Annotated in this window: 21 protein-coding genes; 8 read left to right on the top strand and 13 right to left on the bottom strand. The window is 63.1% G+C overall.

Annotation, left to right across the window (positions count from 1 at the left end; translation table 11 throughout):
• Nucleotides 1-117: 117 nt before the first annotated feature.
• The 3 genes from AC0L3A_RS09615 to AC0L3A_RS09605 form a co-directional block, all read right to left on the bottom strand.
• Nucleotides 118-999 (bottom strand): CDP-alcohol phosphatidyltransferase family protein, encoded by an 882-nt coding sequence (locus tag AC0L3A_RS09615; RefSeq protein ID WP_473254243.1) that lies wholly within the window; start codon nucleotides 997-999, stop codon nucleotides 118-120.
• Between the two features lie 86 nt (nucleotides 1,000-1,085).
• A complete protein-coding gene (locus AC0L3A_RS09610) occupies nucleotides 1,086-1,790 on the bottom strand; it encodes a phosphatidylserine decarboxylase (RefSeq protein WP_256375820.1) in 705 nt (234 codons plus the stop codon).
• Between the two features lie 77 nt (nucleotides 1,791-1,867).
• On the bottom strand, nucleotides 1,868-3,823 hold the full coding sequence (locus AC0L3A_RS09605; protein ID WP_473254242.1) for an ABCB family ABC transporter ATP-binding protein/permease: 1,956 nt from the start codon (nucleotides 3,821-3,823) through the stop codon (nucleotides 1,868-1,870).
• Nucleotides 3,824-4,026: 203 nt separating this feature from the next.
• Between AC0L3A_RS09605 and AC0L3A_RS09600 the strand changes: the two genes are divergently transcribed.
• A complete protein-coding gene (locus tag AC0L3A_RS09600) occupies nucleotides 4,027-4,632 on the top strand; it encodes an LOG family protein (protein WP_007592508.1) in 606 nt (201 codons plus the stop codon).
• On the opposite strand, the gene AC0L3A_RS09595 is transcribed toward AC0L3A_RS09600, so the two are convergent.
• The 4 genes from AC0L3A_RS09595 to cysS form a co-directional block, all read right to left on the bottom strand.
• The gene (locus AC0L3A_RS09595; protein ID WP_007592511.1) at nucleotides 4,629-5,003 is read right to left on the bottom strand and encodes a VOC family protein; all 375 of its coding nucleotides are present in this window, start codon (nucleotides 5,001-5,003) and stop codon (nucleotides 4,629-4,631) included. The two genes, AC0L3A_RS09600 and AC0L3A_RS09595, sit on opposite strands and share 4 nt — an antisense overlap.
• Nucleotides 5,004-5,149: 146 nt before the next feature.
• The gene (cimA, locus tag AC0L3A_RS09590) at nucleotides 5,150-6,748 is read right to left on the bottom strand and encodes a citramalate synthase (protein ID WP_007592513.1); all 1,599 of its coding nucleotides are present in this window, start codon (nucleotides 6,746-6,748) and stop codon (nucleotides 5,150-5,152) included.
• Complete coding sequence (locus AC0L3A_RS09585) at nucleotides 6,745-7,254, bottom strand: GNAT family N-acetyltransferase (RefSeq protein ID WP_007592515.1); 510 nt, start codon at nucleotides 7,252-7,254, stop codon at nucleotides 6,745-6,747. The genes cimA and AC0L3A_RS09585 overlap by 4 nt, the downstream gene beginning before the upstream one ends.
• Nucleotides 7,255-7,369: 115 nt before the next feature.
• Nucleotides 7,370-8,752 carry a cysteine--tRNA ligase gene (cysS, locus tag AC0L3A_RS09580; protein ID WP_473254241.1) on the bottom strand — a complete coding sequence of 461 codons (1,383 nt, stop codon included), beginning with the start codon at nucleotides 8,750-8,752 and terminating at the stop codon, nucleotides 7,370-7,372.
• Nucleotides 8,753-9,045: 293 nt separating this feature from the next.
• Between cysS and AC0L3A_RS09575 the strand changes: the two genes are divergently transcribed.
• From AC0L3A_RS09575 to AC0L3A_RS09565, 3 genes are all read left to right on the top strand, one after another.
• Nucleotides 9,046-9,351 carry a hypothetical protein gene (locus tag AC0L3A_RS09575; RefSeq protein WP_007592521.1) on the top strand — a complete coding sequence of 102 codons (306 nt, stop codon included), beginning with the start codon at nucleotides 9,046-9,048 and terminating at the stop codon, nucleotides 9,349-9,351.
• 130 nt (nucleotides 9,352-9,481) lie between these two features.
• Nucleotides 9,482-10,669, top strand: coding sequence for a DUF2865 domain-containing protein (locus tag AC0L3A_RS09570; protein ID WP_035992901.1), 1,188 nt, complete (start codon nucleotides 9,482-9,484; stop codon nucleotides 10,667-10,669).
• Between the two features lie 112 nt (nucleotides 10,670-10,781).
• Complete coding sequence (locus AC0L3A_RS09565) at nucleotides 10,782-12,272, top strand: P-loop ATPase, Sll1717 family (RefSeq protein ID WP_473254240.1); 1,491 nt, start codon at nucleotides 10,782-10,784, stop codon at nucleotides 12,270-12,272.
• A 69-nt stretch (nucleotides 12,273-12,341) separates the two neighbouring features.
• On the opposite strand, the gene AC0L3A_RS09560 is transcribed toward AC0L3A_RS09565, so the two are convergent.
• From AC0L3A_RS09560 to AC0L3A_RS09550, 3 genes are all read right to left on the bottom strand, one after another.
• The gene (locus AC0L3A_RS09560; RefSeq protein WP_473254239.1) at nucleotides 12,342-14,099 is read right to left on the bottom strand and encodes an NAD+ synthase; all 1,758 of its coding nucleotides are present in this window, start codon (nucleotides 14,097-14,099) and stop codon (nucleotides 12,342-12,344) included.
• A gap of 98 nt (nucleotides 14,100-14,197) precedes the next feature.
• The gene (locus tag AC0L3A_RS09555; RefSeq protein ID WP_007592527.1) at nucleotides 14,198-14,551 is read right to left on the bottom strand and encodes a diacylglycerol kinase; all 354 of its coding nucleotides are present in this window, start codon (nucleotides 14,549-14,551) and stop codon (nucleotides 14,198-14,200) included.
• Between the two features lie 4 nt (nucleotides 14,552-14,555).
• Nucleotides 14,556-15,944 (bottom strand): class II 3-deoxy-7-phosphoheptulonate synthase, encoded by a 1,389-nt coding sequence (locus tag AC0L3A_RS09550; RefSeq protein ID WP_219682552.1) that lies wholly within the window; start codon nucleotides 15,942-15,944, stop codon nucleotides 14,556-14,558.
• A 181-nt stretch (nucleotides 15,945-16,125) separates the two neighbouring features.
• On the opposite strand from AC0L3A_RS09550, the gene AC0L3A_RS09545 reads away from it, so the two are divergent.
• Both AC0L3A_RS09545 and AC0L3A_RS09540 read left to right on the top strand, forming a co-directional pair.
• Entirely contained in the window at nucleotides 16,126-17,022 is an 897-nt protein-coding gene (locus tag AC0L3A_RS09545) for an alpha/beta hydrolase family protein (protein WP_473254238.1), read from the top strand.
• Between the two features lie 136 nt (nucleotides 17,023-17,158).
• Nucleotides 17,159-18,967, top strand: coding sequence for an adenylate/guanylate cyclase domain-containing protein (locus AC0L3A_RS09540; protein WP_473254237.1), 1,809 nt, complete (start codon nucleotides 17,159-17,161; stop codon nucleotides 18,965-18,967).
• A gap of 130 nt (nucleotides 18,968-19,097) precedes the next feature.
• Here the strand turns inward: AC0L3A_RS09540 and AC0L3A_RS09535 are convergent, their stop codons facing one another.
• Together AC0L3A_RS09535 and AC0L3A_RS09530 are read right to left on the bottom strand one after the other, a co-directional pair.
• Complete coding sequence (locus AC0L3A_RS09535; RefSeq protein WP_007592535.1) at nucleotides 19,098-19,361, bottom strand: hypothetical protein; 264 nt, start codon at nucleotides 19,359-19,361, stop codon at nucleotides 19,098-19,100.
• 188 nt (nucleotides 19,362-19,549) lie between these two features.
• On the bottom strand, nucleotides 19,550-21,034 hold the full coding sequence (locus AC0L3A_RS09530) for an aldehyde dehydrogenase family protein (RefSeq protein WP_473254289.1): 1,485 nt from the start codon (nucleotides 21,032-21,034) through the stop codon (nucleotides 19,550-19,552).
• A 113-nt stretch (nucleotides 21,035-21,147) separates the two neighbouring features.
• On the opposite strand from AC0L3A_RS09530, the gene AC0L3A_RS09525 reads away from it, so the two are divergent.
• Entirely contained in the window at nucleotides 21,148-22,230 is a 1,083-nt protein-coding gene (locus tag AC0L3A_RS09525) for a substrate-binding domain-containing protein (RefSeq protein WP_007592538.1), read from the top strand.
• A 33-nt stretch (nucleotides 22,231-22,263) separates the two neighbouring features.
• Here AC0L3A_RS09525 and AC0L3A_RS09520 read toward each other — a convergent pair whose 3' ends face one another.
• On the bottom strand, nucleotides 22,264-22,839 hold the full coding sequence (locus AC0L3A_RS09520) for a hypothetical protein (protein ID WP_354127846.1): 576 nt from the start codon (nucleotides 22,837-22,839) through the stop codon (nucleotides 22,264-22,266).
• A gap of 157 nt (nucleotides 22,840-22,996) precedes the next feature.
• On the opposite strand from AC0L3A_RS09520, the gene AC0L3A_RS09515 reads away from it, so the two are divergent.
• Entirely contained in the window at nucleotides 22,997-23,935 is a 939-nt protein-coding gene (locus AC0L3A_RS09515) for a LysR family transcriptional regulator (protein ID WP_007592541.1), read from the top strand.
• Nucleotides 23,936-24,020: the final 85 nt, after the last annotated feature.

The raw sequence follows: 24,020 nt of genomic DNA, 5'->3' as shown, positions 1-24,020 counted from the left end.
CGGTGCCGCCGTCATCGGGCGATATAGCCGAGATCGGGCCTCAACCCAACTCAGGGCGCCTCATGGCAGATATCCAAGTCTTGCTGCTCAGGGTTTTGCCGCTCAGGGCCTTGCCGTTTAGTGCAGCCGGTCGGGCCGGTCATTCTCCCGCGGCGGCTCCGACAGGTTCGTCAGGGTCGGTGCCGAGGGCGGCGACGAGACCTCGCCTCCCGCCGGCGCCGTGGCTTCCATCGCGCGTGCCTGGTCGCGATAGGATTTGTAGCCGAGCGGCAAAGCGAGCAGATACAGCACGGTGCCGATCGACAACACATGCCAGGGATAGGCGATCAGGATCGCGATGAAGACGATCACCGCGACGAACGCAGGCAGCACCAGTTCGGGCGGCACGCGCATGCGCTTGGTCTTGCCGGAGAACACCGGCAGGCGCGACACCATCAGGAAGGCGATCAGCAGCGTATAGGCAGCCGTCACCGCCGCAGGCAGCCGGCCGAGATCGAGGAACGCGACATAGATCGGCAGCAGCACCGTGATCGCGCCCGCCGGCGCCGGCACGCCGGTGAAGAAATTGGCGGCAAAGGCCGGCTTGTTGGGATCGTCCATGGTGGCATTGAAGCGCGCCAGGCGGAGGCCACCGGAGATCGCGAACACCATGGCGGCGATCCAGCCGGCATTGCCGAGTTCGTGCAGCTGCCAGAAATACAGCATCAGGCCGGGCGCCACGCCGAAATTGACGAAGTCGGCGAGGCTGTCGAGCTCGGCGCCGAACTTGGACTGCCCCTTGATCATGCGCGCGATGCGGCCGTCGATGCCGTCGAGTGCCGCCGCAAACACGATGGCGTAGACCGCGAGCGACATCCGCCCCTCGATCGAGAGCCGGATCGAGGTCAGGCCGGCGCAGATCGCCAGCAGCGTGATGACGTTGGGCACCAGCATGCGCACCGGGATCGGGCGGAACCGCCGGCGGCGCACATCAGGATCTTTGAAGTCGTAGGGCGTCATGGCTCGTCCTCACCTTGGGGCGAGATATAGCAAGCCGCGTTCCCCTCCGCCATTGCGGCGGAAGACCCTTCGGGCCGACTTATTGGTTAATTGGAGCGGTAGGCGCGGCTCGGGTCGTCTCCGGCGAGATCGGCCAGAATCGTCTCGCCGGCGATCGCGGTCTGGCCTTCCGAGACCAGCGCCCTGGTACCCAGCGGCAGATAGACGTCGAGCCGCGAGCCGAAGCGGATCAGACCGAAGCGCTCACCGGCGCCGATTGCCTGCCCCTCTTTGACGAAGCAGACGATGCGCTTGGCGACGAGCCCTGCGATCTGGACCACGCCGATCCGCGCCGTCGGCGTCGTGATCGCCAGCGAGTTGCGCTCATTGTCCTCGCTCGCCTTGTCCAGCTCGGCATTGATGAACAGGCCGGGACGGTAGGCGATACGGTCCACCCGGCCCGTGATCGGGCTGCGGTTCACATGGCAGTTGAACACGCTCATGAACACCGAGATGCGCGGCAGTGGCCGGTCGCCGAGCCCGAGCTCGGCCGGCGGCAGCGCCATGGTGATCATCGAGACGCGGCCGTCGGCCGGCGACACCACGAGCCCCTCGCGCACAGGAGTCACACGCACGGGGTCGCGGAAGAACAGCGCGCACCACACGGTCAGGATGGTGCCGATCCACCCCAAAGGCGACCACAGCCAGAACAGGACGAGGCTTGCCAGCGCAAAGCCGCCGATGAAGGGATAACCCTCCTTGTGGATCGGCGGGATCTGACGCTGGATCGAATCGAGAATGGACATCGCTATCTGCCGCTCAGGGTTGATGGCGCAGGTCGTCCCGCGCGGTGGTGTTGTTTAGGCCAGAGTTGGGACCTGAGACAAGGTCACTCCGCCGCCGCAGGCGTCGTCAGGACATCGGCGACCGGCGGTGGCTCCCGGTTGGGCGCCTCGTCAGGGTCGGCCATCCTGGCCAGTTTCTCGCGCGCCGCCTCGGCCTCGCGCTGCCTGTTCCACATGCTGGCGTAAAGCCCCTCCTCCGCGAGCAGTTTCGCGTGGGTGCCGCGCTCGGCGATGCGGCCCTGGTCCAGCACGATGATCTCGTCGGCGCCGACGATGGTCGAGAGCCGATGGGCGATCACCAGCGAGGTGCGGTTCTTGGCCACGCGCTCGAGTGCGCCCTGGATCTCGTGCTCGGTGTGGGTGTCCAGTGCGGAGGTCGCCTCGTCCAGCACCAGGATCGGCGGCGCCTTCAACACGGTGCGCGCGATCGCGACCCGCTGTTTTTCACCACCTGACAGTTTCAGGCCGCGCTCGCCGACCTGGGTCTCGTAGCCTTTCGGCGCCATGCGGATGAAACGATCGATCTGCGCCAGCTGCGCTGCCTGCTCGACCTCGGCATCGCTGGCGTCCCAACGGCCGTAGCGGATGTTGTAGCGGATGGTGTCGTTGAACAGCACGGTGTCCTGCGGCACCATGCCGATGGACGCGCGCAAGCTCGCCTGCGTGACTTCGCGAATGTCCTGGCCGTCGATCAGGATCTTGCCGCCGGAAATGTCATAGAGGCGAAACAAAAGCCGCGAGATGGTCGACTTGCCCGCACCTGACGGGCCGACGATCGCGACCGTCTTGCCGGCCGGCACCTCGAAGCTGATGCCCTTGAGGATCGGACGGGACGGCTCATAGGCAAAGCGCACGTCCTCGAAACGCACATTGCCCGCGGAGACCACCAGCGGCTTCGCGCCCGGCGCGTCCTTGATCTCGGCCTCGCGTCCAAGCACGTTGAACATCTTCTCGATGTCGATGATCGCCTGCTTGATCTCGCGATAGACCATGCCCATGAAATTCAAGGGCTGGTAGAGCTGGATCATCATGGCGTTGACCAGCACGAAATCGCCGACCGTGTTGGTGCCGTTGCGCACGCCGATCGCGCACATCAGCATGGTCGCGGTCAGCCCCAGCGTGAAGATCACGGCTTGTCCGGTGTTGAGCACGGCAAGCGAAGTGTAAGCCTGGACGCTCGACTCCTCGTAACGCGCGACCGATCGGTCGTAGCGCTGCGCCTCACGGGTCTCGGCGCTGAAATATTTGACGGTCTCGTAGTTGAGCAGCGAGTCGATCGCCTTGGTGTTCGCCTCGGTGTCGGCATCGTTCATCTTGCGGCGGATGCCGATCCGCCACTCGGTCGCGATGTAGGTGTAGTACATGTAGACCGCGACAGTGACGAGGGTCGCGAGCACGTAGCGCCAATCGAACTGCCACAGCAGCACGGCCATCAGCAGCGAGACTTCGACGATGGTCGGGATCAGCTGCAGGATCACCATGCGCACGATGACCTCGATGCCCTCGCGGCCGCGCTCGAGCACGCGCGTCAAGCCGCCGGTCTTGCGCTCCAGGTGGAAGCGCAGCGACAGCTCGTGCATGTGGATGAAGGTGATGGTGGCGAGCTTGCGCACCGCATGCATGGCAACGCGCGCGAAAATACCGTCGCGCCATTGCGTGAGCACCGCCATCACGATGCGCATCACGCCATAGCTGGCGGTCAGCAGCAGCGGCGAGGCGATCACCCAGAGGTGCCAATTGTCGGCCTGAACCGGCGCGGTGTTGGCGCCGGTCAGCGCGTCGGTCGCCCATTTGAAGCTGAAAGGAACCGTCAGCGTGATCAGCTTGGCGGCGAGCAGCAGCACCATCGACCAGACCACGCGCATCTTCAGGTCGAAGCGGTCGCCCGGCCAGATATAGGGCCACAGATGCGCCAGCGTGCCCATCAGCGTGGCCCGCTCCAGCGGCCCCCCGGCGGGATCAGGAACGTTGGGGCCGGCGGGCAATTGAGCTTGGTCCATCAAGAAGCCTGAAAAAGCCCGTGGGATGCGGGCTGCGTTGCTATTAAGGATTTTCGATTGTCATATAGAGCCTTACCGATGCCCATGCACCCCGCCAGATGGCGAATCTTCGATTGTTCGCCGTCGTTTACCGGTAGATTTCCGGAAGTCCCGAATCACCGATTGGGCTTGACGCCTCTCCGCTGCAATGCATCATGGCACCAATGAGCACGATCAAAACCGTCTGTGTCTATTGCGGCTCCGGCCCAGGAACCAATCCCCGTTTCACCGAAGGCGCCAAGGCGTTCGGCAAGGCGCTCGCCGAGAACAACATCCGCCTCGTCTACGGCGGCGGCTCGCTCGGCCTGATGGGCTCGGTCGCGACCTCCGTGCTCGATCACGGCGGCACTGTCACCGGCATCATCCCCGATTTCCTGAGGATGCGCGAAAACGCGCTGACGCGCGTGCAGGAGATGATCGTCACCCCCGATATGCACGAGCGCAAGCGGCTGATGTTCGAACGCTCCGACGCCTTCGTGGCGCTGCCGGGCGGCGTCGGCACGCTGGAGGAACTGGTCGAGCAATTGACCTGGAAGCAGCTCGGACGTCACGCCAAGCCGGTGCTGCTGGCCAACATCGATAATTTCTGGGAGCCGCTGTTCTCGCTGCTGTCGCACATGCGCCAGACGGAATTCATCCGCGCCGGGCTTTCGGTCGACATCCTCAAGGCCGATCGGATCGAAGAGATTTTGCCGAAGCTGAAATCGGCGGCAGCGCAGATCGAAGATGCGGAAAAGCAGATCGCCCCGGAAATGGCGCGCAAGCTCTAGTCCGCAGGAAACGTCACCGCCTCGATCCGGTTACCATCGGGGTCGAGGACGAAGGCTGCGTAATAACGCACGCGATCGTGCGGGCGGATACCCGGCGAGCCGTCGGACACGCCGGCGGACAGCGCCGCGGCGTGAAATGCATCGACCTCGGCGGTCGTCTTGGCCCGCAGGCAGATATGCACGCCGCTCTCCGGCGGCACGTGCGGCATGCCCTCGCGCAGATTGATCCAGAATTCGGGATAGGCCTTGCCAAAGCCGATCGTCCGCGGCCGCGTGACGATGCGCGTGAGCCCAAGGGCCCCGAGCGTTGCTTCGTAAAATGTCGCCGAACGTTCGAGATCGCTGACGCCGACAGAGATGTGATCAATCATGGGTCGCGCTCCCCTCTCTCCTCGTCATTGCGAGCGAAGCGAAGCAATCCAGACTGGCCCCGCGGACGCAGTCTGGATTGCTTCGTCGCTTCGCTCCTCGCAATGACGGCGTTTGTGGCGCCGCCATGGCTCACGGTCACTATCCCCTACGCTGGCGCGCCCGACTTCACCAGCTTGTAGATCACCGAATCCATCAGCGCCTGGAACGAGGCGTCGATAATGTTGGGGGACACGCCGACCGTGGTCCAGCTGTCGCCGTTCTCGTCCTCGCTCTCGATCAGGACGCGCGTGACCGCGCCGGTGCCGCCGTTGAGGATACGCACGCGATAGTCGATCAGCGTCAGGCCTTCGATATATTTCTGGTACTTGCCGAGATCCTTGCGCAGCGCGACGTCGAGCGCGTTGACGGGACCGTTGCCTTCGGCCGCCGAGATCAGATGCTCGCCGGCGACGTTGACCTTGACCACCGCCAGCGCCACGGTGACGCGCTCGCCATGCGAATTGTAACGCTGCTCGACATTGACGTCGAACTGCTCGACCTCGAAATAATGCGGCACCTTGCCGAGCGTGCGCCGCGCCAACAGCTCGAACGAGGCGTTGGCGGATTCATAGGCGTAGCCTTGCGCCTCCCGCTCCTTCAACTCCTCGACCAGCCGCGACAGTTTCGGATCGCTCTTCTCGTAGGCGATGCCGGCGCGGTCGAGCTCGGCGATGACATTGGAGCGTCCGGCCTGGTCGGACACCAGCACCTTGCGGTGATTGCCGACCAGTTCCGGCAGGACGTGTTCGTAGGTCTGCGGATCCTTCAGCACGGCGGAGGCATGGATGCCGGTCTTGGTGACGAACGCGCTCTCGCCGACATAGGCTGCATGCCGGTTCGGCACGCGGTTGAGCATGTCGTCAAGCGTGCGCGACACTTTGACCAGGGTCGCGAGCTTCTCCGCTGTCACGCCGATCTCGAAGGCGTCGGCAAACTCGGCCTTCAGCTTCAAGGTGGGGATCAGCGAGCAGAGATTGGCGTTGCCGCAGCGCTCGCCGAGGCCGTTCAGCGTGCCCTGGATCTGCCGCGCGCCGGCGCGCACCGCGGCGAGCGAATTCGCCACCGCCTGCTCGGTGTCGTTATGGGCGTGAATGCCGAGATGATCGCCGGGGATGTGCTTCGTCACCTCGGCAACGATCGCTTCGATCTCGTTGGGCATGGTGCCGCCGTTGGTGTCGCACAGCACCACCCAGCGCGCGCCGGCGTCATAGGCAGCTTTCGCGCAGGCGAGCGCGAAACCGGAATCCTCCTTGTAACCGTCGAAGAAATGCTCGCAGTCGAGCATCACCTCGCGGCCGGCGGCCTTCGCCGCCGCAACGCTGTCGCGGATCGACGCGAGGTTCTCCTCCTTCGTCGTCTCCAGCGCAACGCGCACCTGATAGGCCGACGACTTCGCCACGAAGCAGATCACGTCGGCTTTGGCTTCCAGCAGCCCGGCCACACCGGGATCGTTGGAGACCGAGCGCCCCGCCCGACGTGTCATGCCGAACGCTGTGAAGCGCGCATGCGAAAACTTCGGCTTGGTGCCGAAGAACTCGGTGTCGGTCGGATTGGCGCCGGGATAGCCGCCCTCGACATAGTCGATGCCGAGTTCATCGAGCATCTGGGCAATGATTTGCTTGTCGGTCAATGTGAAATCGACCCCATTGGTCTGCGCACCGTCACGCAGCGTGGTGTCGAACAGATAGAGACGCTCCTTGCTCATTGCAGCGCTCCCGACGCGGGGCCACTGCCGAGCGTCTTTTGCATAGTGGTGTTGGCCAGCCACTCGTCGTTGACGGTGATGCTGTTGCGCTGCATGGCGACATAGCCGCGCTTGGCGAAAAAGCCCTGCGCGTTATCGCTGGCGTCGACCGTCAGCTTGTCGGCGCCGCGGCCGCCCGCAAGCTTTTCCAGCGCATCGACGAGCATCGTCGCCAGGCCCTGCCCGGCCACGGCCGGATGCACATAGAGCATGCGGATATGGTCCTTGCCCCGCAGCGACGCAAAGCCCACCGGTGATCCCTCCAGCGTTGCGATCAGCGTCAGGTCGGAGGCGAGCCCCTTGCCGAACTCTTCGTCCTCCACCGACGCCATCCAGGCCTGCTGCTGCGCTTCGCTATAATCGTCGCCGGTCAGCTCTTCGATGCTGGCCGTGAAGATCGCGGCGAGAACCGGCACGTCCTCCGGCAGGAAGGGCCGCAAGCCGGGCTTTGGGAGTGCTTGTGCCATCGTCTTTACCACATCCCATAGAGTTTCAGCGCCAGCGCCACGGCGGCGCCGAGCAGCAGGATTTTCAGCGCGATGTAATAGAACCAGTGCCGCGGGAAAGGCGTGTCGGGCCGCTTCATCGTGCGACCTCCCACGTCGTCCCTTCCTTGGAGTCCTTGATCGCAACGCCCATCGCGGCAAGCAGATCGCGGATACGATCGGATTCCGCAAAGTCTTTGCGCGCACGCGCCGCCGTCCGCTCCGAGATCAGCCGCTCGACTTCCTTGGCATCGACGCCGCTCGCCTGCTGCTTGCGCCCTTCCCACTGTGCGGCGCTCTCGGAGAGAAAGCCGAGCAGCCGCAACGAACCCGCGAGGGCACCAACGTCGCTGCCGCGCAGGCCATGCAGCGCCGCGATGGCCAGCGGCGTGTTGAGGTCGTCGAGCAGCGGCTCGATCACCGACGGGGCGGGCTTGCCGGGTACGACGTCAGCCGCAACCCGATACCAGTCGTCGAGCGTCCTGGCGCTCTCCTCCAGCGACTTCGTCGTCCAGTCGATCGGCGAGCGGTAGTGCGTCTTCAGCATGTTGAGGCGTAGCACCTCACCCGGCCAGTCCGCGAGCAGCTCGTGAATCGTGACGAAGTTGCCGAGCGACTTCGACATCTTCTCACTCTCGACCTGCAGGAAGCCGTTGTGCATCCAGTAGTTAGCCATGCGCTCGCGGTGGAAGGCGCAGCAGGTCTGCGCGACCTCGTTCTCGTGATGCGGAAACACGAGATCGATGCCGCCGCCATGGATGTCGAAGTGCTCGCCGAGATGCTTCCAGGCCATGGCCGAGCACTCGACGTGCCAGCCCGGCCGCCCCTGCGCGGCGACGCCGGCCGGTGACGGCCATGACGGCTCGCCGGGCTTGGACGGCTTCCACAGCACGAAGTCGGTGTTGCCCTTCTTGTAAGGCGCGACATCGACGCGGGCGCCGGCGACCATCTCGTCCAGCGAACGGTTGGACAGCGCGCCATAGCGCGGCAGCCCGGCATTCGCCGCGTTCATCGCCTGCGGCGAGAACAGCACGTGATCCTCGGCAACATAGGCAAAGCCGCCGGCAACCAGCCGCTCGATGATCTCGCGCATCTCGCCGATATGCTCGGTCGCGCGCGGCTCGACGCTCGGCCGCAGCGCGCCGAGCGCGTCGACGTCGGCGTGAAACTGTTTGCCGGTCTGCTCCGTGACTTTCCGGATCGCCTCGTTCAGCGGCAGGCCGGGGAAATCCCGCGCCGCGCGGTCGTTGATCTTGTCGTCGACGTCGGTGATGTTGCGGACATATTTGACGTGCGCCTCACCGTAGAGATGGCGCAGCAGCCGGAACAGCACGTCGAACACGATCACCGGCCGGGCGTTGCCGATATGGGCGAAGTCATAGACGGTCGGTCCGCAGACATACATGCGGACGTCCTTGGCATCGAGCGGCACGAAGGTGCGCTTTTCCCGGCTCAGCGTATCGTAAAGGCGCAATTCCATAAGGATACCCGTCGGCTGTTGGCCGGGCGTCCAGTGCTCTCAATGGTTTTGAGAAAAGACGGCTCCAGCCAGCGAATCGCTAGCTCGTAATCTCGCGGCAAATGGCGCAAATGACGAGGAGACCGTTCATGACGGAACATATGGGCTATGAGGCGGCCCCGCGTCAAGAGAGCCGCGAAAATGCCGCTTTATCTCCGCAATGCGCAGCCGCCGCGCATAGATGGTTCATATCCTTAACCATTTGAGCCCATTCTGGAACTGGCAGTTCCTATTTTTTGCCCTCCGGTGTTTTCATGCGATCATTGCTCGCGCTCATTTCCTGCGCCTCCATCCTTGTCGTTTCCAGCGCTCTCGCCGAGACCCGCGTCTTCATCATCCCCAACCAAGCGGATGGCTACGGCGTCGATCAGTGCCTGGCTAAAAGCGACAAATGCGGCGCGCAGGTCGCCCGCACCTACTGCCAGTCACGCGATTTTGCCCAGGCTTCGGCCTATCGCCGGGTCGATCCCGACGAAATTACCGGCTCTGTCCCCAAATCCGGCGCAAACTGCTCCCATGGCCATTGCGATGAATATGTCGCAATCACCTGCCAGCGCTGAATTCGCTCGGAACTGGCGTACCTTAGGCCCAATCGCTGGCCTCTGAAACGACGTGACGATGCCGCAGGAAGCGGCTATGGGAGGGCGCGCTTCGGCCCCCCACATCACGCGTGGCCGTGACCTCGCTAGAATGGCGGATATGCCTGAATTTTTGTCTCTCTCCCGTGCTCGCTCGATCCTTGCCTGCGCCGTGCTCTTGAGCACGGTCGTGCTCGCCAATGGTGCCTCCGCACAGGCCGGCCCGCCGGGACCGCCGCCTCAGCCCGGCCAGAACGGGCTCGGACCCAACCCGATGTGCGCGCGCCTGGAAGGCCAGCTCGCCGGTCTCGATCGTGGCAACGGCGGTGATCCCGCGCGCGAAGACCAGATCCGCCGCTATCAGGAATCGCAGAGCAAGCAGCAGGCCGAGCTCGACCGCGTCACCATGCAGGCCAAGCGCATGGGTTGCGATTCCTCCGGCTTCTTCTCGCTGTTCAGCGGCCAGTCCGCGCAATGCGGTCCGGTCAACACCCAGATCCAGCAGATGCGCGCCAATCTGGACCAGATCACCGGCAATCTCGAACGCCTGCGCGGCGGCGCCGGCGGCTTCAGCCCCGAGCGCGACAACCAGCGCCGCTCGGTGCTGGCAGCACTGGCGCAGAACAATTGCGGCCCGCAATATGCCAACGCCGCGCAGTCGCAAGGCGGCGGCAACTTCCTGAGCAATCTGTTCGGCGGCAACAACCCCAACAATCCGCAAAGTGTGCCGCCGTCCGATCTCGGCCCGCAATCAGGCACCTATCGCACCGTGTGCGTGCGCACCTGCGACGGCGCGTATTTCCCGGTCTCGTTTGCGACCGTGCCGGCGCGCTTCCCCGACGACGAGAAGACCTGCAAGGCGCTGTGCCCTGCCGCCGAAGCCGTGCTCTACACCCATCGCAATCCCGGCGAGGACATGAACTCCGCGGTCTCCACCAGCGGCCAGCCCTACACGGCGCTGCCGACCGCGTTCAAATTCCGCAGCGAGTTCAACCCGTCCTGCTCCTGCAAGGCCGCGGGCCAGACCTGGGCGGACGCGCTCAAATCCGCCGACGACAAGGCGTCGGCCGAGCAGCAGGGTGACATCATCGTCACCGAGGAGAGCGCCAAGAAGATGCAGCAGCGGCAGCTGAACAAGGGCACGCCCGCGAATGCCAAGAAGGGCGCAGCGCCGGCGACGACGACGGCTGGCGCGCCGGCAGCAACGCCGCCGGCGGAAACCGGCACCGCTACGACCTCGTCCGAGAACAAGCCGATCCGTTCGGTCGGCCCGAGCTTCCTGCCGCAACAGCAGAAGTAGGTCGCCATCGGCTCCAGACAAAACCGGATAGTTCGAATCGGCTATGGCCTAAACCGACACGCACATTTACAACTCCTAGTTTGTAGCGCTGCAGCTAAGAGAGAACAAAGCGATGCCAATCGATTTGATGGCCATCCCAAATTTCGGGGGCACCGATGCGGATGAAGATGCGCTGCTGTTGAAGTCGTTTGAGGACCATCCCGCCTACACTCAAATTGTGAACCACGAGAGATTTTGCATTCTCGGGCGAAAAGGAAGTGGGAAGACGGCGATCTTCAAGAAAATCCTACAAGAAAAGCAGCCTAATATATTCTCATTTGGTCACACATTCACTGACTATCCTTGGCATCACCACGACAAGCAACGAAAAAGCGGAGTGCCTGAAGAGCAATGTTTTGTGCAGAGCTGGACCTACCTTTGCTTGATCTCACTTTCTAAGATTCTTCTCAATCAAGACAACTCACAGCCTTACAGCGACAACACGATGGATCACATCCAACGCGTTGAAAGGTTTATTCTCGACACATATGGCAGCCGCGATCCCGACGTCACGCAAATATTTTCTCCGTCTCATAAGCTGAGATTTTCCGGCGATATCGGCATCGATTGGAAAATTTTCAAAGCATCCACGAAGATCGACAGCATTGAAATGGAGCATTTTCCCACGATCGCCCAGGAAGTAAATCATAACCTGCGATTGTCCGTCATCGAAAGCCTCAATCCCAACAATAGCTACTATGTCTTGTTCGATCAGTTGGACCTAGGTTTTTCAGTCGAAGACAAGGCGTATTCTTTGAGACTGATCGGCCTTCTGCTCGCCGCCAAAGAACTAAATGTTCTCGCCAAAGCAAAAGGAAAGAAGCTTACGATCGGCATTTTTCTGAGAGATGACATTTACGGATCTTTGCGCTTCGAAGATAAAAACAAGATAACGGAAAATTTTGCTGCACCCGTTTATTGGGATCACGGCCCAAACAATCGGACCCTGAAAAGCTTGATGGAAAAGCGATTCACTGCGGTGACCCTATCCAGCAAGCCAATAACTTGGGATGAAGTATTCGATGAGCTTCATCAGATGACTGGAAGACAAGCAAAGTACCAATACATGTGCGATCGAACATTCTTACGACCGCGCGATATGATTAAATTCTGCAATGAAACGTTAGCAGCATACAAAGCGTCAGTGGACGGTACAGACACATTCGAGAACAAGCACATCTTGGCTGCCCAGCCTCAATATTCAGACTATCTTTATAGAGAACTTGAAGACGAAATTCACAAGCAGATAGCGAATTATGAGTTCTATGTTGAAGTACTGAAAAACCTGGAGTCACTGCAGTTCACCCGCGAAGACTTTCTCAAATCCTGGGAAAGTCGAAGATCCCTGCTATCTGGCGACGACAAGCCTGATCTGGCGATGAAGCAGCTCTATACTTTCTCGCTCATCGGCTACTATTCGCCTGGTGGCGGCGCCGGCGGATCCGAGTACATCTGGAAGTACAAGGACCAAAAAAGCACTTTCAATGAAAACGCGACCCAATTCCGCGTCCATCCTGGCTTCAAAGAGGTTCTCGGCTTAAGGAAGTTCACCCGGTCGGGATAGCAATGCCCTGAACGTCAGTTATCTCTATCAATTTATAAACGGGCTTCCCAAAGTCCCGGTCTTTGTCGTTCACCCCTCGAATGCGTCGATCGACGCCTTGCTGCCGCGCGACACCAGTGTCTCGTCTGCCGCCGGCAACGGCTCGCCTTTATCGCGAAAGCGGTTGGTGATGGGATAGCGGCGGTCGCGGCCGAAATTCCTGGCTGTGACCTTGACGCCGGGCGCGGCTTGGCGGCGCTTGTATTCGGCGACGTTGAGGAGATGATCGATGCGGCTGACCGTCTCGCGATCGAAGCCGGCGGCGATGATTGTGTCGAGCGGCTCTTCGCGCTCGATGAGACGCTCCAGGATTGCGTCGAGCACGTCGTAAGCCGGCAACGAATCCTGGTCGGTCTGGTTCTCGCGCAGCTCCGCCGTCGGCGGCCGCGTGATGATGTCGGGCGGGATCACCTCGCCGTCCGGCCCCAGCGCCCCCTCGGGCTTCCACGAATTGCGCAAGCTTGCCAACCGAAACACCTGCGTCTTGTAGATGTCCTTGATCGGATTGAAGCCGCCATTCATGTCGCCGTAGAGCGTGGCGTAGCCGACCGACATCTCCGACTTGTTGCCGGTGGTCACCACCATCAGGCCGGTCTTGTTGGAGATCGCCATCAGCAGCGTGCCGCGGGTCCGGGCCTGGAGATTCTCCTCGGTAACATCGGGCGGCAGATTCTTGAAGACGCCAGACAGGATGGTCTCGAACCCGGTCACCGCCTCCGCGATCGGCAGCACCTCGTAGCGGATGCCGAGATGGCCGGCGAGCTCGCCGGCGTCCGCGATCGAGTGTGCCGCGGTGTAGCGATAAGGCAGCATCACGCCGTGCACCTGATCGGCACCGAGTGCATCGACCGCGATCGCCGCGCAGAGGGCAGAGTCGATACCGCCGGAAATGCCGAGTAGCACACCGGGAAAGCCATTCTTGGCGACGTAGTCGCGTAAGCCCAGCACGCAAGCCGCGTAGTCGGCGTGGTCGCCCTCGGGCTGCGCGGCGATCGGACCGGTGCAGCGCCAATCGTCGCCGCTTCTCGTGAAGTGCAGTGTGGTGATGCTCTCCGCGAACGCCGGCAATTGCGCCGCGAGCGAAAGGTCGCCGTTGAGCGCGAAGGAAGCACCGTCGAACACCAGCTCGTCCTGGCCGCAAACCTGGTTGAGATAGACCAGCGGCAGACCGCTCTCGGTGACGCGCGCGACCGCGACCGACAAGCGCACGTCGGCCTTGTCGCGGGCATAAGGCGAGCCGTTCGGCACAAGGATGATCTCCGCGCCGGTCTCGGCCAGCGTCTCGACCACGTTCTCGTAGTTCTCGGACTCCTCCAGCCAGATGTCCTCGCAGATCGGCACACCGATGCGCACGCCGCGCACGGTGACGGGGCCGGCCGCGGGACCGCGCGAAAACAGCCGCTTCTCGTCGAACACGCCGTAGTTCGGCAGATTGCATTTGAAGCGCAAGCCAGCGATACGGCCGCCGTCGAGCAGCGCACAGGCATTGTAGAGCCTGCCCTCCTCGACCCAGGGCGTGCCGATCAGCATCGCCGGCCCGCCATCGGCGGTCTCGCGCGCCAGCGCTTCGATCGCAGCGCGGCAGGCGGCCTGAAACGAAGGCTTCTGCACCAGATCTTCCGGCGGGTAACCGGCGATGAACAATTCCGGAAACAGCAGGAGATCGGCGCCGTCGGCGGCTGCCTGCACGCGCGCCGCGCGCGCTTTGGCGGCATTTCCGTCGATGTCGCCCATGGTGGGATTGAGCTGGGCGAGCGTGACCGCGAATGCATTGAGACGTTCGGTCATGGCCACCGCGCTCCGATCAGAGCATGATCCGGAAAAGTGTGAAGCGGTTTTCCGAAAAGATCATGCTCAAAACAACAACCTAAAGCGCGATTAGCGCTTTAGAGGAATCCCAATCGCTCGATGATGGCGATGATCCAGAATGCGCCGGCCATCAGGAGCGCAAGACCGACCGCGGCCGAACCCATGTCTTTGACCCGTCCGATCTGCTTGTCGTGATCCATGGTCAGCCGGTCGGCAAGCTTCTCGATCGCAGTATTGAGCAGCTCGACCACCAGCACGAACGCGACCGCGCAGATCAGCTCGACCGCGCGCATCGCAGTCGCGCCGACCAACCACGCGAGCGGCAGCGACAAGAGGAGCGCAACGATTTCCTCGCGGACCGCCTGCTCCGAGCGGAACGCAAAGGCCAGACCGTTACGGGAATTGATCGTGGCCTTCCAGATCCGCAGCAAGGTCTTAGAGCCCCGCTGCGACCGGGATCGGCCTGACCTTGCCAGCGCGTTCCTGCTTGAGCAGTTCTGCGACCAGGAAAGCCATGTCGATGGATTGCTCGGCGTTGAGCCGGGGATCGCAGACCGTGTGGTAGCGGTCGTTGAGATCCTCGTCGGTGATCGCACGGGCGCCGCCGAGGCACTCGGTGACGTCCTGGCCGGTCATCTCCAGATGCACGCCGCCGGCATGGGTGCCTTCCGCCGCGTGGATCGCGAAGAACGACTTCACCTCGGACAGGATGCGGTCGAAGGGCCGCGTCTTGTAACCTGACGTCGATGTGATGGTGTTGCCGTGCATGGGATCGCACGACCAGACCACCACTTTGCCCTCGCGCTTCACGGCGCGGATCATGTTCGGCAGGTGCTCGCCGATCTTGTCGGAGCCGAAGCGGCCGATCAGCGTCAGCCGGCCCGGTTCGTTGTCGGGATTGAGCACGTCGATCAGCTTCAGCAGTTCGTCGGGCTTGAGCGACGGGCCGCATTTGAGCCCGATCGGATTCTTGATGCCGCGGAAATATTCGATATGGCCGTGGTCGAGTTGGCGGGTGCGGTCGCCGATCCAGATCATGTGACCCGAGGTCGCGTACCAGTCGCCGGTAGTGGAATCGACGCGGGTCATGGCCTGCTCGTAGCCGAGCAGCAGGGCCTCGTGGCTGGTGTAGAAATCGGTGGCGCGCAGCTCGGGGTGGGCCTCGAGATCGAGGCCGCAGGCGCGCATGAAGTTGAGCGCATCGGAGATGCGGTCGGCCAATTCCTTGTAGCGGCGGGACTGCGGCGAGTCCTTGAGGAAGCCGAGCATCCACTGATGCACGCTGCCGAGATTGGCGTAGCCGCCGGTCGCGAACGCGCGCAACAGGTTCAGCGTCGCGGCCGACTGGCGATAGGCCATCAGCTGGCGCTGCGGATCAGGGATGCGCGCTTGCTTGGTGAAGGCGATGTCGTTGACGATGTCGCCGCGATAGCTCGGCAGCTCGACACCGTCGATCTTCTCCATCGGCGAGGAGCGCGGTTTTGCGAACTGGCCGGCGACGCGCCCGACCTTCACCACCGGGACGGCGCCGGCATAGGTCAGCACCACCGCCATCTGGAGCAGCACACGAAAGAAGTCGCGGATGTTGTTGGCACCGTGCTCGGCAAAGCTCTCGGCGCAGTCGCCGCCCTGCAGCAGGAAGGCCTCACCGGCCGCGACCCGCGCTAAGGCCTTCTTCAGATTGCGCGCCTCGCCCGCGAATACCAGCGGCGGAAAGGTCGCAAGCTGCGCCTCGACGTCGGCCAGGGCCTTGGCGTCGGGATAATCGGGCACCTGTAGCACCGGCTTGCTGCGCCAGGATTCGGGCGTCCACCGCTCGGACATCGCAATCTCTCCGTGAAGCAAAAAGCACAACCTGATCTGTGGGTTGCGAGGGTCGCCTTATACACAGGCTGGCCACCGGCCGCCAGTTGTAAATCCAATTGGCACTGCAAAGCCTTGCGGGGAAAGCCAAATTCGCATTTGCTGGGAAACGGCGAGGAAACCGGCAGGATACCTTCTGCCCATGGGCGTGGCACTGGACGACGTTTTCATCGACGAGATCAGCTTCCCGGCGACCGACGGGTATGCGCTGGCCGGCACGCTATTTCTGCCGCGCGGCACCAAACGCCATGCCGTGCTGGTGAATTCGGCGACTGCCGTCCCGCGAAAAATCTATCGCGGCTTTGCCTCCTATCTCGCCCATCGCGGCTGCGCGGTCCTGACCTACGACTATCGCGGCATCGGCGACTCCCGGCTGCCGGCGATGGTCGGCTACAACCAGCCGAAATCGCTGGTCGGCTTCAAGGCCTCGATGTCGGACTGGGCCGCGCTCGACGTCACCGCCGCAGTGCACTGGATGCGGGAGCGCTACAACACCCTGCCCTTGGCCTATGTCGGTCACTCCTTTGGCGGCCAGGCGCTCGGGCTGATCGCCAACAACGCGGACATCTCGCGCGCCGCGTTCGTGGCCTCGCAGGCGGCGACCTGGCGGCTGATGAAATCGCCGGAAAAATACCGCGTCTTCGCTTTCATGAATCTTGTCGGTGTGCCGCTCGTCCACGCGCTCGGTTACGCGCCGGGCTGGGCCGGCATCGGTGAGGATTTACCCAAGGGCGTCTTCCTGCAATGGGCCGAGTGGGTTTCGAGCCCCCGTTATCTCTTCGATTCAAAGCTGCCGGCGCTGGAGAATTTCGCCAGATTCAAGGGCGAGCTGCGCACACTCTGCTTCTCCGACGATCCCTGGGCAACGCAGCCCGCGGTCGAGTTGCTTGCGAGCGGATTCACCGCGATCAAGCCGGAGGTGCTCAACGTGAAGCCGTCCGACGTCGGCGCCAAGGCGATCGGCCATTTCGGCTTCTTCCGCCCCGACCATCGCGACACGCTGTGGCGTGGCGTCGCGGAATGGATCCAGGGGGAATGAGAATACAGCATGAAAGGCGTGGACCGACACATGCTCCTTCCCTGAGTGAAGCAGACCTGAGCACGATGATCCGGCATTCCGTCTTGTGACCCCGGACGAACGTCGGTGCTAGCCGAAAGCAGCTCTGCGTGCTTTGATGCGCAGGGCCAAATATCTTATTTTAGAGGCCATTTTGTTAGAGGCAATTTTGACCGGCGAGCGCGTGGAACGACGACTTGTAGCGGTATTGGCTGCCGATGTCGCCGGTTACAGCCGTCTCATGGGCGCCGACGAGGAAGGCACGCTGGCCCGGCTGAAGGCGGCTCGAAGGATCGTTGTCGACCCCACGATCGCTGCGCATCGCGGCCGCATCGTCAAGACCACCGGCGACGGCATGCTGGTCGAGTTTGCGAGTGCGGTGGACGCCGCGCGCAGTGCGGTCGAAGTCCAGCGCAGAATGGCGGCGCAGAACGCCGACGTCTCCGCGGCAATGAGGATCGATTTCCGGATCGGCATCCACATCGGCGACATCATCATTGATGACAACGACATCTTCGGCGATGGCGTCAACATTGCCGCGCGCCTTGAAGGAATAGCCGACCCCGGCGGCATCTGTATCTCCGACGATGCTCGTCGGCAGATTCGCGGCAAGATAGACGTCGTCTATAACGATATGGGTCTGCAAGCACTCAAGAATATCGCCGAACCGATGCATGCATGGCGCCTCCTTGTCGATGCGAATTCCTCTGCAGCATCAACGCCAGCACAAGCGCCCGAAATTGCGCAACCGCTGGCGCTTCCGGACAAGCCGTCCATCGCGGTGCTGCCGTTCCAGAACATGAGTCCCGATCTGGACCAGGAGTTCTTCACCGACGGAATCGCGGAGGACGTCATCACGGCATTGTCGCGATATTCTTCACTCTTCGTCATCGCCCGCAATTCGTCGTTTTCCTTCAAGGGACGCGCGGTAGACGTGAAACAAGTCGGCCGCGAACTGGGCGTTCGCTATGTGCTTGAGGGCGGGCTGCGAAAATCCGGCAACCGCGTCCGAGTCACCGCGCAGCTTGTCGAAGCAGAGACAGGCAATCATGTCTGGGCGGAACGCTACGACCGCGATATAGCGGACATCTTCTCCGTACAGGATGACATCGCGCAGTCCACGACGATCGCAATCGCGCCGGTCATTGCCGGCGCCGAGCAACAGCGGGCAATGCGCAAGCCACCCGCAAGTCTTGATGCCTGGGGCGCCTACCAGCGTGGAATGTGGCATCTCGGCAAAGCGAGTACCGAAGATGATGCACTTGCCGGAGAATTCTTTCAGCGGGCCATCGATCTCGATCCGATGTTCGCGCCCGGATATATCGGGCTCTCCACCGTGCTCAGTCGGTCGAAAGGAACACAAGTCGAAGAAGAAGAATTGGCGCGACGCGCGGTCGCTCTGGATCGCGGCAACGCAGACGCCCACTCACGCCTGGGGCTGGCGCTCAACGCTCGGGGCGATCACGGCGGAGCACGTGCGCAGGCCGAGCGTGCGCTGGCACTCTGCCCGAATCTCGCACCGGCTCACGGAGCGCTGGGCGTCATTCTCGCGTATTCTGGCTGTCCCAAAGAGGGCCTCGTCGCCCTCGAGACGTGCATTCGGCTGGACCCTCGTGACCCATCGCTGGTGAATCGCTTGAACCAGGTCGCGTTGGCTCACTATTTTTGCCGGGACTACACGGCCACAGTCGAGGCGGCGGAGCGCGCGATCCGAACATTTCCCGATTTTCCCTCCCCCTACCGCTGGCTTGCCGCAGCTCTCGGCCAACTCGGTCGAACCGCTGAAGCCGACGATGCGCTGCAGAAAGCAATCGCAATTTCATCAGCATCCTTCGAGTTTCAGGTCCGTCAACGGCCACCGTGGTTTCGGCCAGAAGATCACGCCCTCATGTTGGACGGCCTTCGTAAAGCCGGTTGGGAGGATTGAAGAGGCAGTTGACCGATTTCCATTCACGGCCCGTCGTGTCGGTGATGTAGCGCGGGGTCCGACGCAAGCGGCAAGCCGCCGGCCTGGGCGCGAACCGCCGCGGTTGCAGTCGGAACGACGAGTATGCGTCCTAGCGAATGATTGTCGTCAGCGACGAATAGCGCTTGTTCGGCTTGGCTTCGCCGGGCGCGAATTGCGCAAAGGCGTCGCTGACGCGGACGGCCGGCGGCGTATCGCCGGCGAAACGAAACTCCTTCGGCCGCGGCGCGTAGAAGCTGGCGCTGTAATAAGCATCGTCGAAGCGCGCCTCGCCGATCCCGAACATTGCGTCGCACGCGAACAGAAGTGCGTAGACTCCCGCGACCGCGACGACGACCTCCCTGAGAACTGACATTGCTGATGCCCCACCCTGTTGCAGGCAGGATGCACGCCGGTTCCAAAGCCGGGGTTTATGGCCGTATAGTTCTTGTCCGCAGGGTTTGCCGCCGCTGAGCGGAATGCAGACAATTTTACCGATCTCGAAAAAAGAGCCCGCCGGACCGGGTGATCAGGCGGGCTCAAGGCTTGGCCGCTCGGGAGGTTTCAAACGGCCAGATTCATCCAGACAGCCTTGGGCTCGGTGAAATTGTCGAGCGCGGCGGTGCCGTGCTCGCGGCCGAGGCCGGAGTCGCGCTCGCCGCCCCAGGGCAGGCGCACGTCGGTGTAGCCATAGGTGTTCATCCAGACCGTGCCCGCGCGCGCCCGCTTGGCGAAGCGCTGCAGCTTGCCGATGTCGCGGCTCCAGACGCCGGCGGCGAGGCTGTAAGCCGTGCCGTTGGCAATCCGCAAAGCGTCGGCCTCGTCCTTGAACTTGATGACGCTGACGACGGGGCCAAAGATCTCTTCCTGTGAGATCCGCATCTCATGCGCGACATTCGCGAACACCGCGGGGCTGATGAAGTAGCCGCGATCGCCTACCTTCTCGCCACCGGTGACGAGGGTCGCGCCCTCCTTCCGGCCGATATCAACATAATCGAGGACCGATTTCATCTGCTTCTCGGATATGACGGGGCCGAGCGTCGTCTTGCGGTCGAGCGGGTCGCCGATCCTGAGCGACTTTGCGCGCGCTGCCAGTCGCTCGACGACCTCGTCATGGGCCTTCTCCTGCACCAGCACGCGGGAGCCTGCCGAGCAGACCTGGCCTGCATTGAAGAAGATGCCGGAAGCCGCAGCTTTCGATGCGGATTCGAGATCCGCATCGTCGAAAATGACGTTGGCCGACTTGCCGCCCAGCTCGAGCGAGACGCGCTTGAAGTTGCTTGCGGCGCCCTTCATGATTCCCCGCCCGACACCGGGAGAGCCGGTGAAGGTGACCTTGTCGACGTCGGGGTGATTGACCAGCGCGTCGCCGACGACGCGGCCGGGGCCAGTGACGACGTTGAAGACGCCCGCCGGCAGGCCGGCTTCAAGCGCGAGCTCGGCGATGCGTAGCGCCGACAACGAGGTCAGCTCGGCCGGCTTCATCACGATGGTGCAGCCGCAGGCCAGCGCCGGCGCAAGCTTCCACATCCCGATCATCAGCGGGAAATTCCAGGGCACGATCGCCGCGACCACGCCGACCGGCTCGCGCACGGTGTAGGTCAGGGCATCATCGCGCACGGGCACGACGTCGCCGCTGATCTTGTCGGCCCAACCGGCGTAGTAGATCAGCGTGTCGACGGCGGCCGGAAAATCCTGCCGCGATGTCGCGGAGATCGGCTTGCCGGCGTCGATCGATTCGAGTTCGATGATCTCCTCGGCGTGGGCCTTGAGCAGGTCAGCCCAGCGCAGCAGTATCTGGCCGCGTTCGGACGCCCGCATCGTGCGCCAGGAGCCTTCGAAAGCCCGGCGCGCGGCGGCGACCGCATGCTCGACATCGGCCTCGTTGCCTTCGGCGACGACGGCGATGACCTGCCCGGTGGCCGGATTGAGCGACTTGAAGGTGCGACCGGAGCTTGCGGGGACGCGGCGGCCGTCGATCAGCAGATGCTGTGGCCGGGACATGAACTCGGTGGCCGGCGAATGTGCAAAGTCATATGCAACAGACATCATATTTCCTCCAGTTCTGGTATGCCAGACTAGATGTCTGTAGAGCGGAGTAAATATGATATGGTTTGCAAATGGACACTCCTGATATGAAGTCCAGTTCATAAAGAGGACCAATGCTTCAGATCGAGATCGAGGCCGTATGGCGGTTTCGCCGCGAGGGCAATCCGCGCACAGCCATCATCATGCTCGGCGTCCTCAACGAAATCCGGAGGACCGGGAAGATCACCAGCGCGGCCAAGGACGCCCACCTCTCCTATCGCCATGTCTGGAATCTGATCGAGCAATGGTCGGAGTTCTTCGGCACGCCGCTGGTCGAGACCCAGCGCGGCAAGGGCTCAAAGCTCACACCGTTCGGCGAGCGGCTGGTGTGGGCGGGCGAGCGCATGCAGGCCCGGCTCGGACCTCAGCTTGAAAACCTCGCGCAGGAATTGGCGAGCGAGATCAAGCCGTTCCTCGAGCAGCGCCCGTCGGTGATCCGCGTGCATGCCAGCCACGGCTTTGCGGTGGCAAAACTGCGCGAATTCCTCGACCGCGAGCCGGGCATCGGCGTCGATCTGCGCTATGTCAGCAACCAGCATTCGCTGGTCTCGCTGGCGCAGGGCGCCTGCGATCTCTCGGGCCTGCATCTGCCGCACGGCGCGCTGCGCGCCCAGGGCATCAAGGCTGCGCGCGAATGGCTCGATCCACGCGAGGATCGCATCGTCAGCTTCGTCACACGCGAAATGGGATTGATGGTCGCGCGCGGCAATCCGCTGCGCATCGCTTCGCTCGACGATCTCACCGGACCAAAAGTCCGCTTCGTCAATCGCGACCACGATTCCGGCACGCGGCTCCTGTTCGACCAACTGCTCGCGGCAAGCGGAATTGACGAGAGCCGTATCAACGGCGCGCAGCAGATCGAGTTCACCCACGCCGCGGTCGCAGCCTATGTCGCGAGCGGCATGGCCGATGCGAGTTTCGGCGTCGAGGCCGCCGCCCGGCATTTCGGCCTCGATTTCATCCGGCTCCTGACCGAGGATTATTTCTTCGTCTGCAAGCGCGCGTTCCTGGACACCGGGCCGATGCAGCGCATCCTGGAGATCATCCGCAGCGCCAATTTTCGCGCGGCTGTCGCTACGCTACCCGGCTATGTGCCGTCGGACACGGGCACCGTCACCGGTGTGAAGGCGTTTCTGGAGATGCACGCCGTGCGATAATGCCGAAGGATGCCGTCGCCTTGTCCGCGCCGGTCAGATCGCCGGCTCGTCCTTCAGCGCCGACAGGACCCGCTCGCCCTGCGCGGTCAGCCGGTACGTCACCAGCGGACGGCTCGACGGCGGCTTTCGCGCGAGCTCGACGATGTAGCCGCGCACCATCAGGGCTTCGAAGCTGCCGTAATAGCCGAACATGCTGATCTGGTTCTGCCTGAGCAGCTTGAACTCGCGCAAGAGACGGATCTCGTTGCCCGACAGCAGCGACCGGCGCACGCGCTGAACGAACCGCGCGCGCTGCTCGAACCAGTTTTGGTCCGGCAGTTCGTGCAAGGCCGGTGCCGGGGCCCGTTCGCAGGGACGCGCGTCCTGCGCAATCTCGACCGTCACCTGCGGCAGGCACGGCATGCTGCTGCTGACAACCGCGTCCTTCGCGACGTCGAGCAACGCGAGCGGCCAGCGCCGCTTGTTGTCCACCATGACAGGCGCAGGCACGACGCTGTCGCGCACCAGCTGCTCGAAGCGTCCGGCGGTCACGCCGACATAGGCCGCCGCGCGACGGCGATCGACCAGACGCGTATCCGGCGCGACCTCGCAAACAATGTTCTCGTCCACCCCGGATCCCCTGGCGCCTCGTTGCGCATGGCATGACGGTCCGGCGGGACCGGCCAAGCCGGGCGCGAACCTAGGTGGGAGGAGCGTGCTCGAAAAGCACAGAATTTCGTACATATTGATGCCGTTTCGGCAACAGCTATAGTGGGCCGGGGATCCCATGCGCTTTCACTCACCGGCCATCCAGTACTTCCACGCCGTCCGCCGCACCGGTTCGATTCGGGCCGCGGCGCGCCTGCTGAACGTTGCCTCGTCGGCCGTAAGCCGCCAGATTCTCAAGCTCGAACAGGAGGTTGGGTCACCGTTGTTCGAGCGCAATGCGCGCGGCCTGACGCTGACGACGGTCGGCGAGATGTTGGCCCGGCACGTCATGAACGTGCTCCAGGACCTCGACCGCTTCCGCTCGGACGTCGCGTCCCTGTCGGGGACCTGGCACGGCACCGTCAGCATTGCCTGCATCGAGTCGCTCACGGAATCGGTGCTGCCGGACCTGATCGCCTCACATCGCGGCCGCGCCCGGCGCGTCAGCTTCACCACCGAGGTGAAGGGATCGTCGGATGTGCTGGAGGCCCTGAGCCGCGGCGAGGCCGACATCGGCATCGCCATGGCGCTGCGCCATCCGCCGGACCTGCGCCAGGTCGCCTTGAAACGGTTTCGCCTCGGCGCCGTCGTCGCGCGCGAGCATCCACTGGCGCGCCGCAAGACGGTCACCCTAACCCAATGTCTCGCCTTTCCCGTCATCCACGCGCTGCCGGAGCTGTCGATCTATCATCTGCTCCAGCCGCTGATCGCGCAGCTGTCCGAGACGCCGGAGCCTGCCATCCAGGCCAACTCGATCGACCTGATGCGCGAGCTCGCCGCGCGCGGCGTCGGCGTCGCCTTCCAGACCCAGCTCGGCATCGACAGGCTGTCGCGCGACAGCCGGCTCGTCTTCCTGCCACTCGACAATGCCGGCAGTCCGGTGTGGTCAGATCTCGGCATCTACGTTCGCGCCGAGCGCACCCTGCCCGCCCACACGGAATCCTTCCTCCAGGAGCTGGTGCGCGAGCTGGGCGAGCGCGAGCGGCGGGAAAACGCGGCCTATCCGCAGGTTGCGTGATGAAGCGTCGCAGTAGTTTCCCGGGATAGGGCCGACGGTCGACCATCTGATACCGTTTGTATTTTGCGGCTCATCCCTCGCGCCA

This window comes from Bradyrhizobium sp. MI1.3, assembly GCF_055811695.1.
The sequence above is the reverse complement of the archived record's forward strand: the minus strand, read 5'-3'. Positions and strand labels throughout refer to the sequence as shown.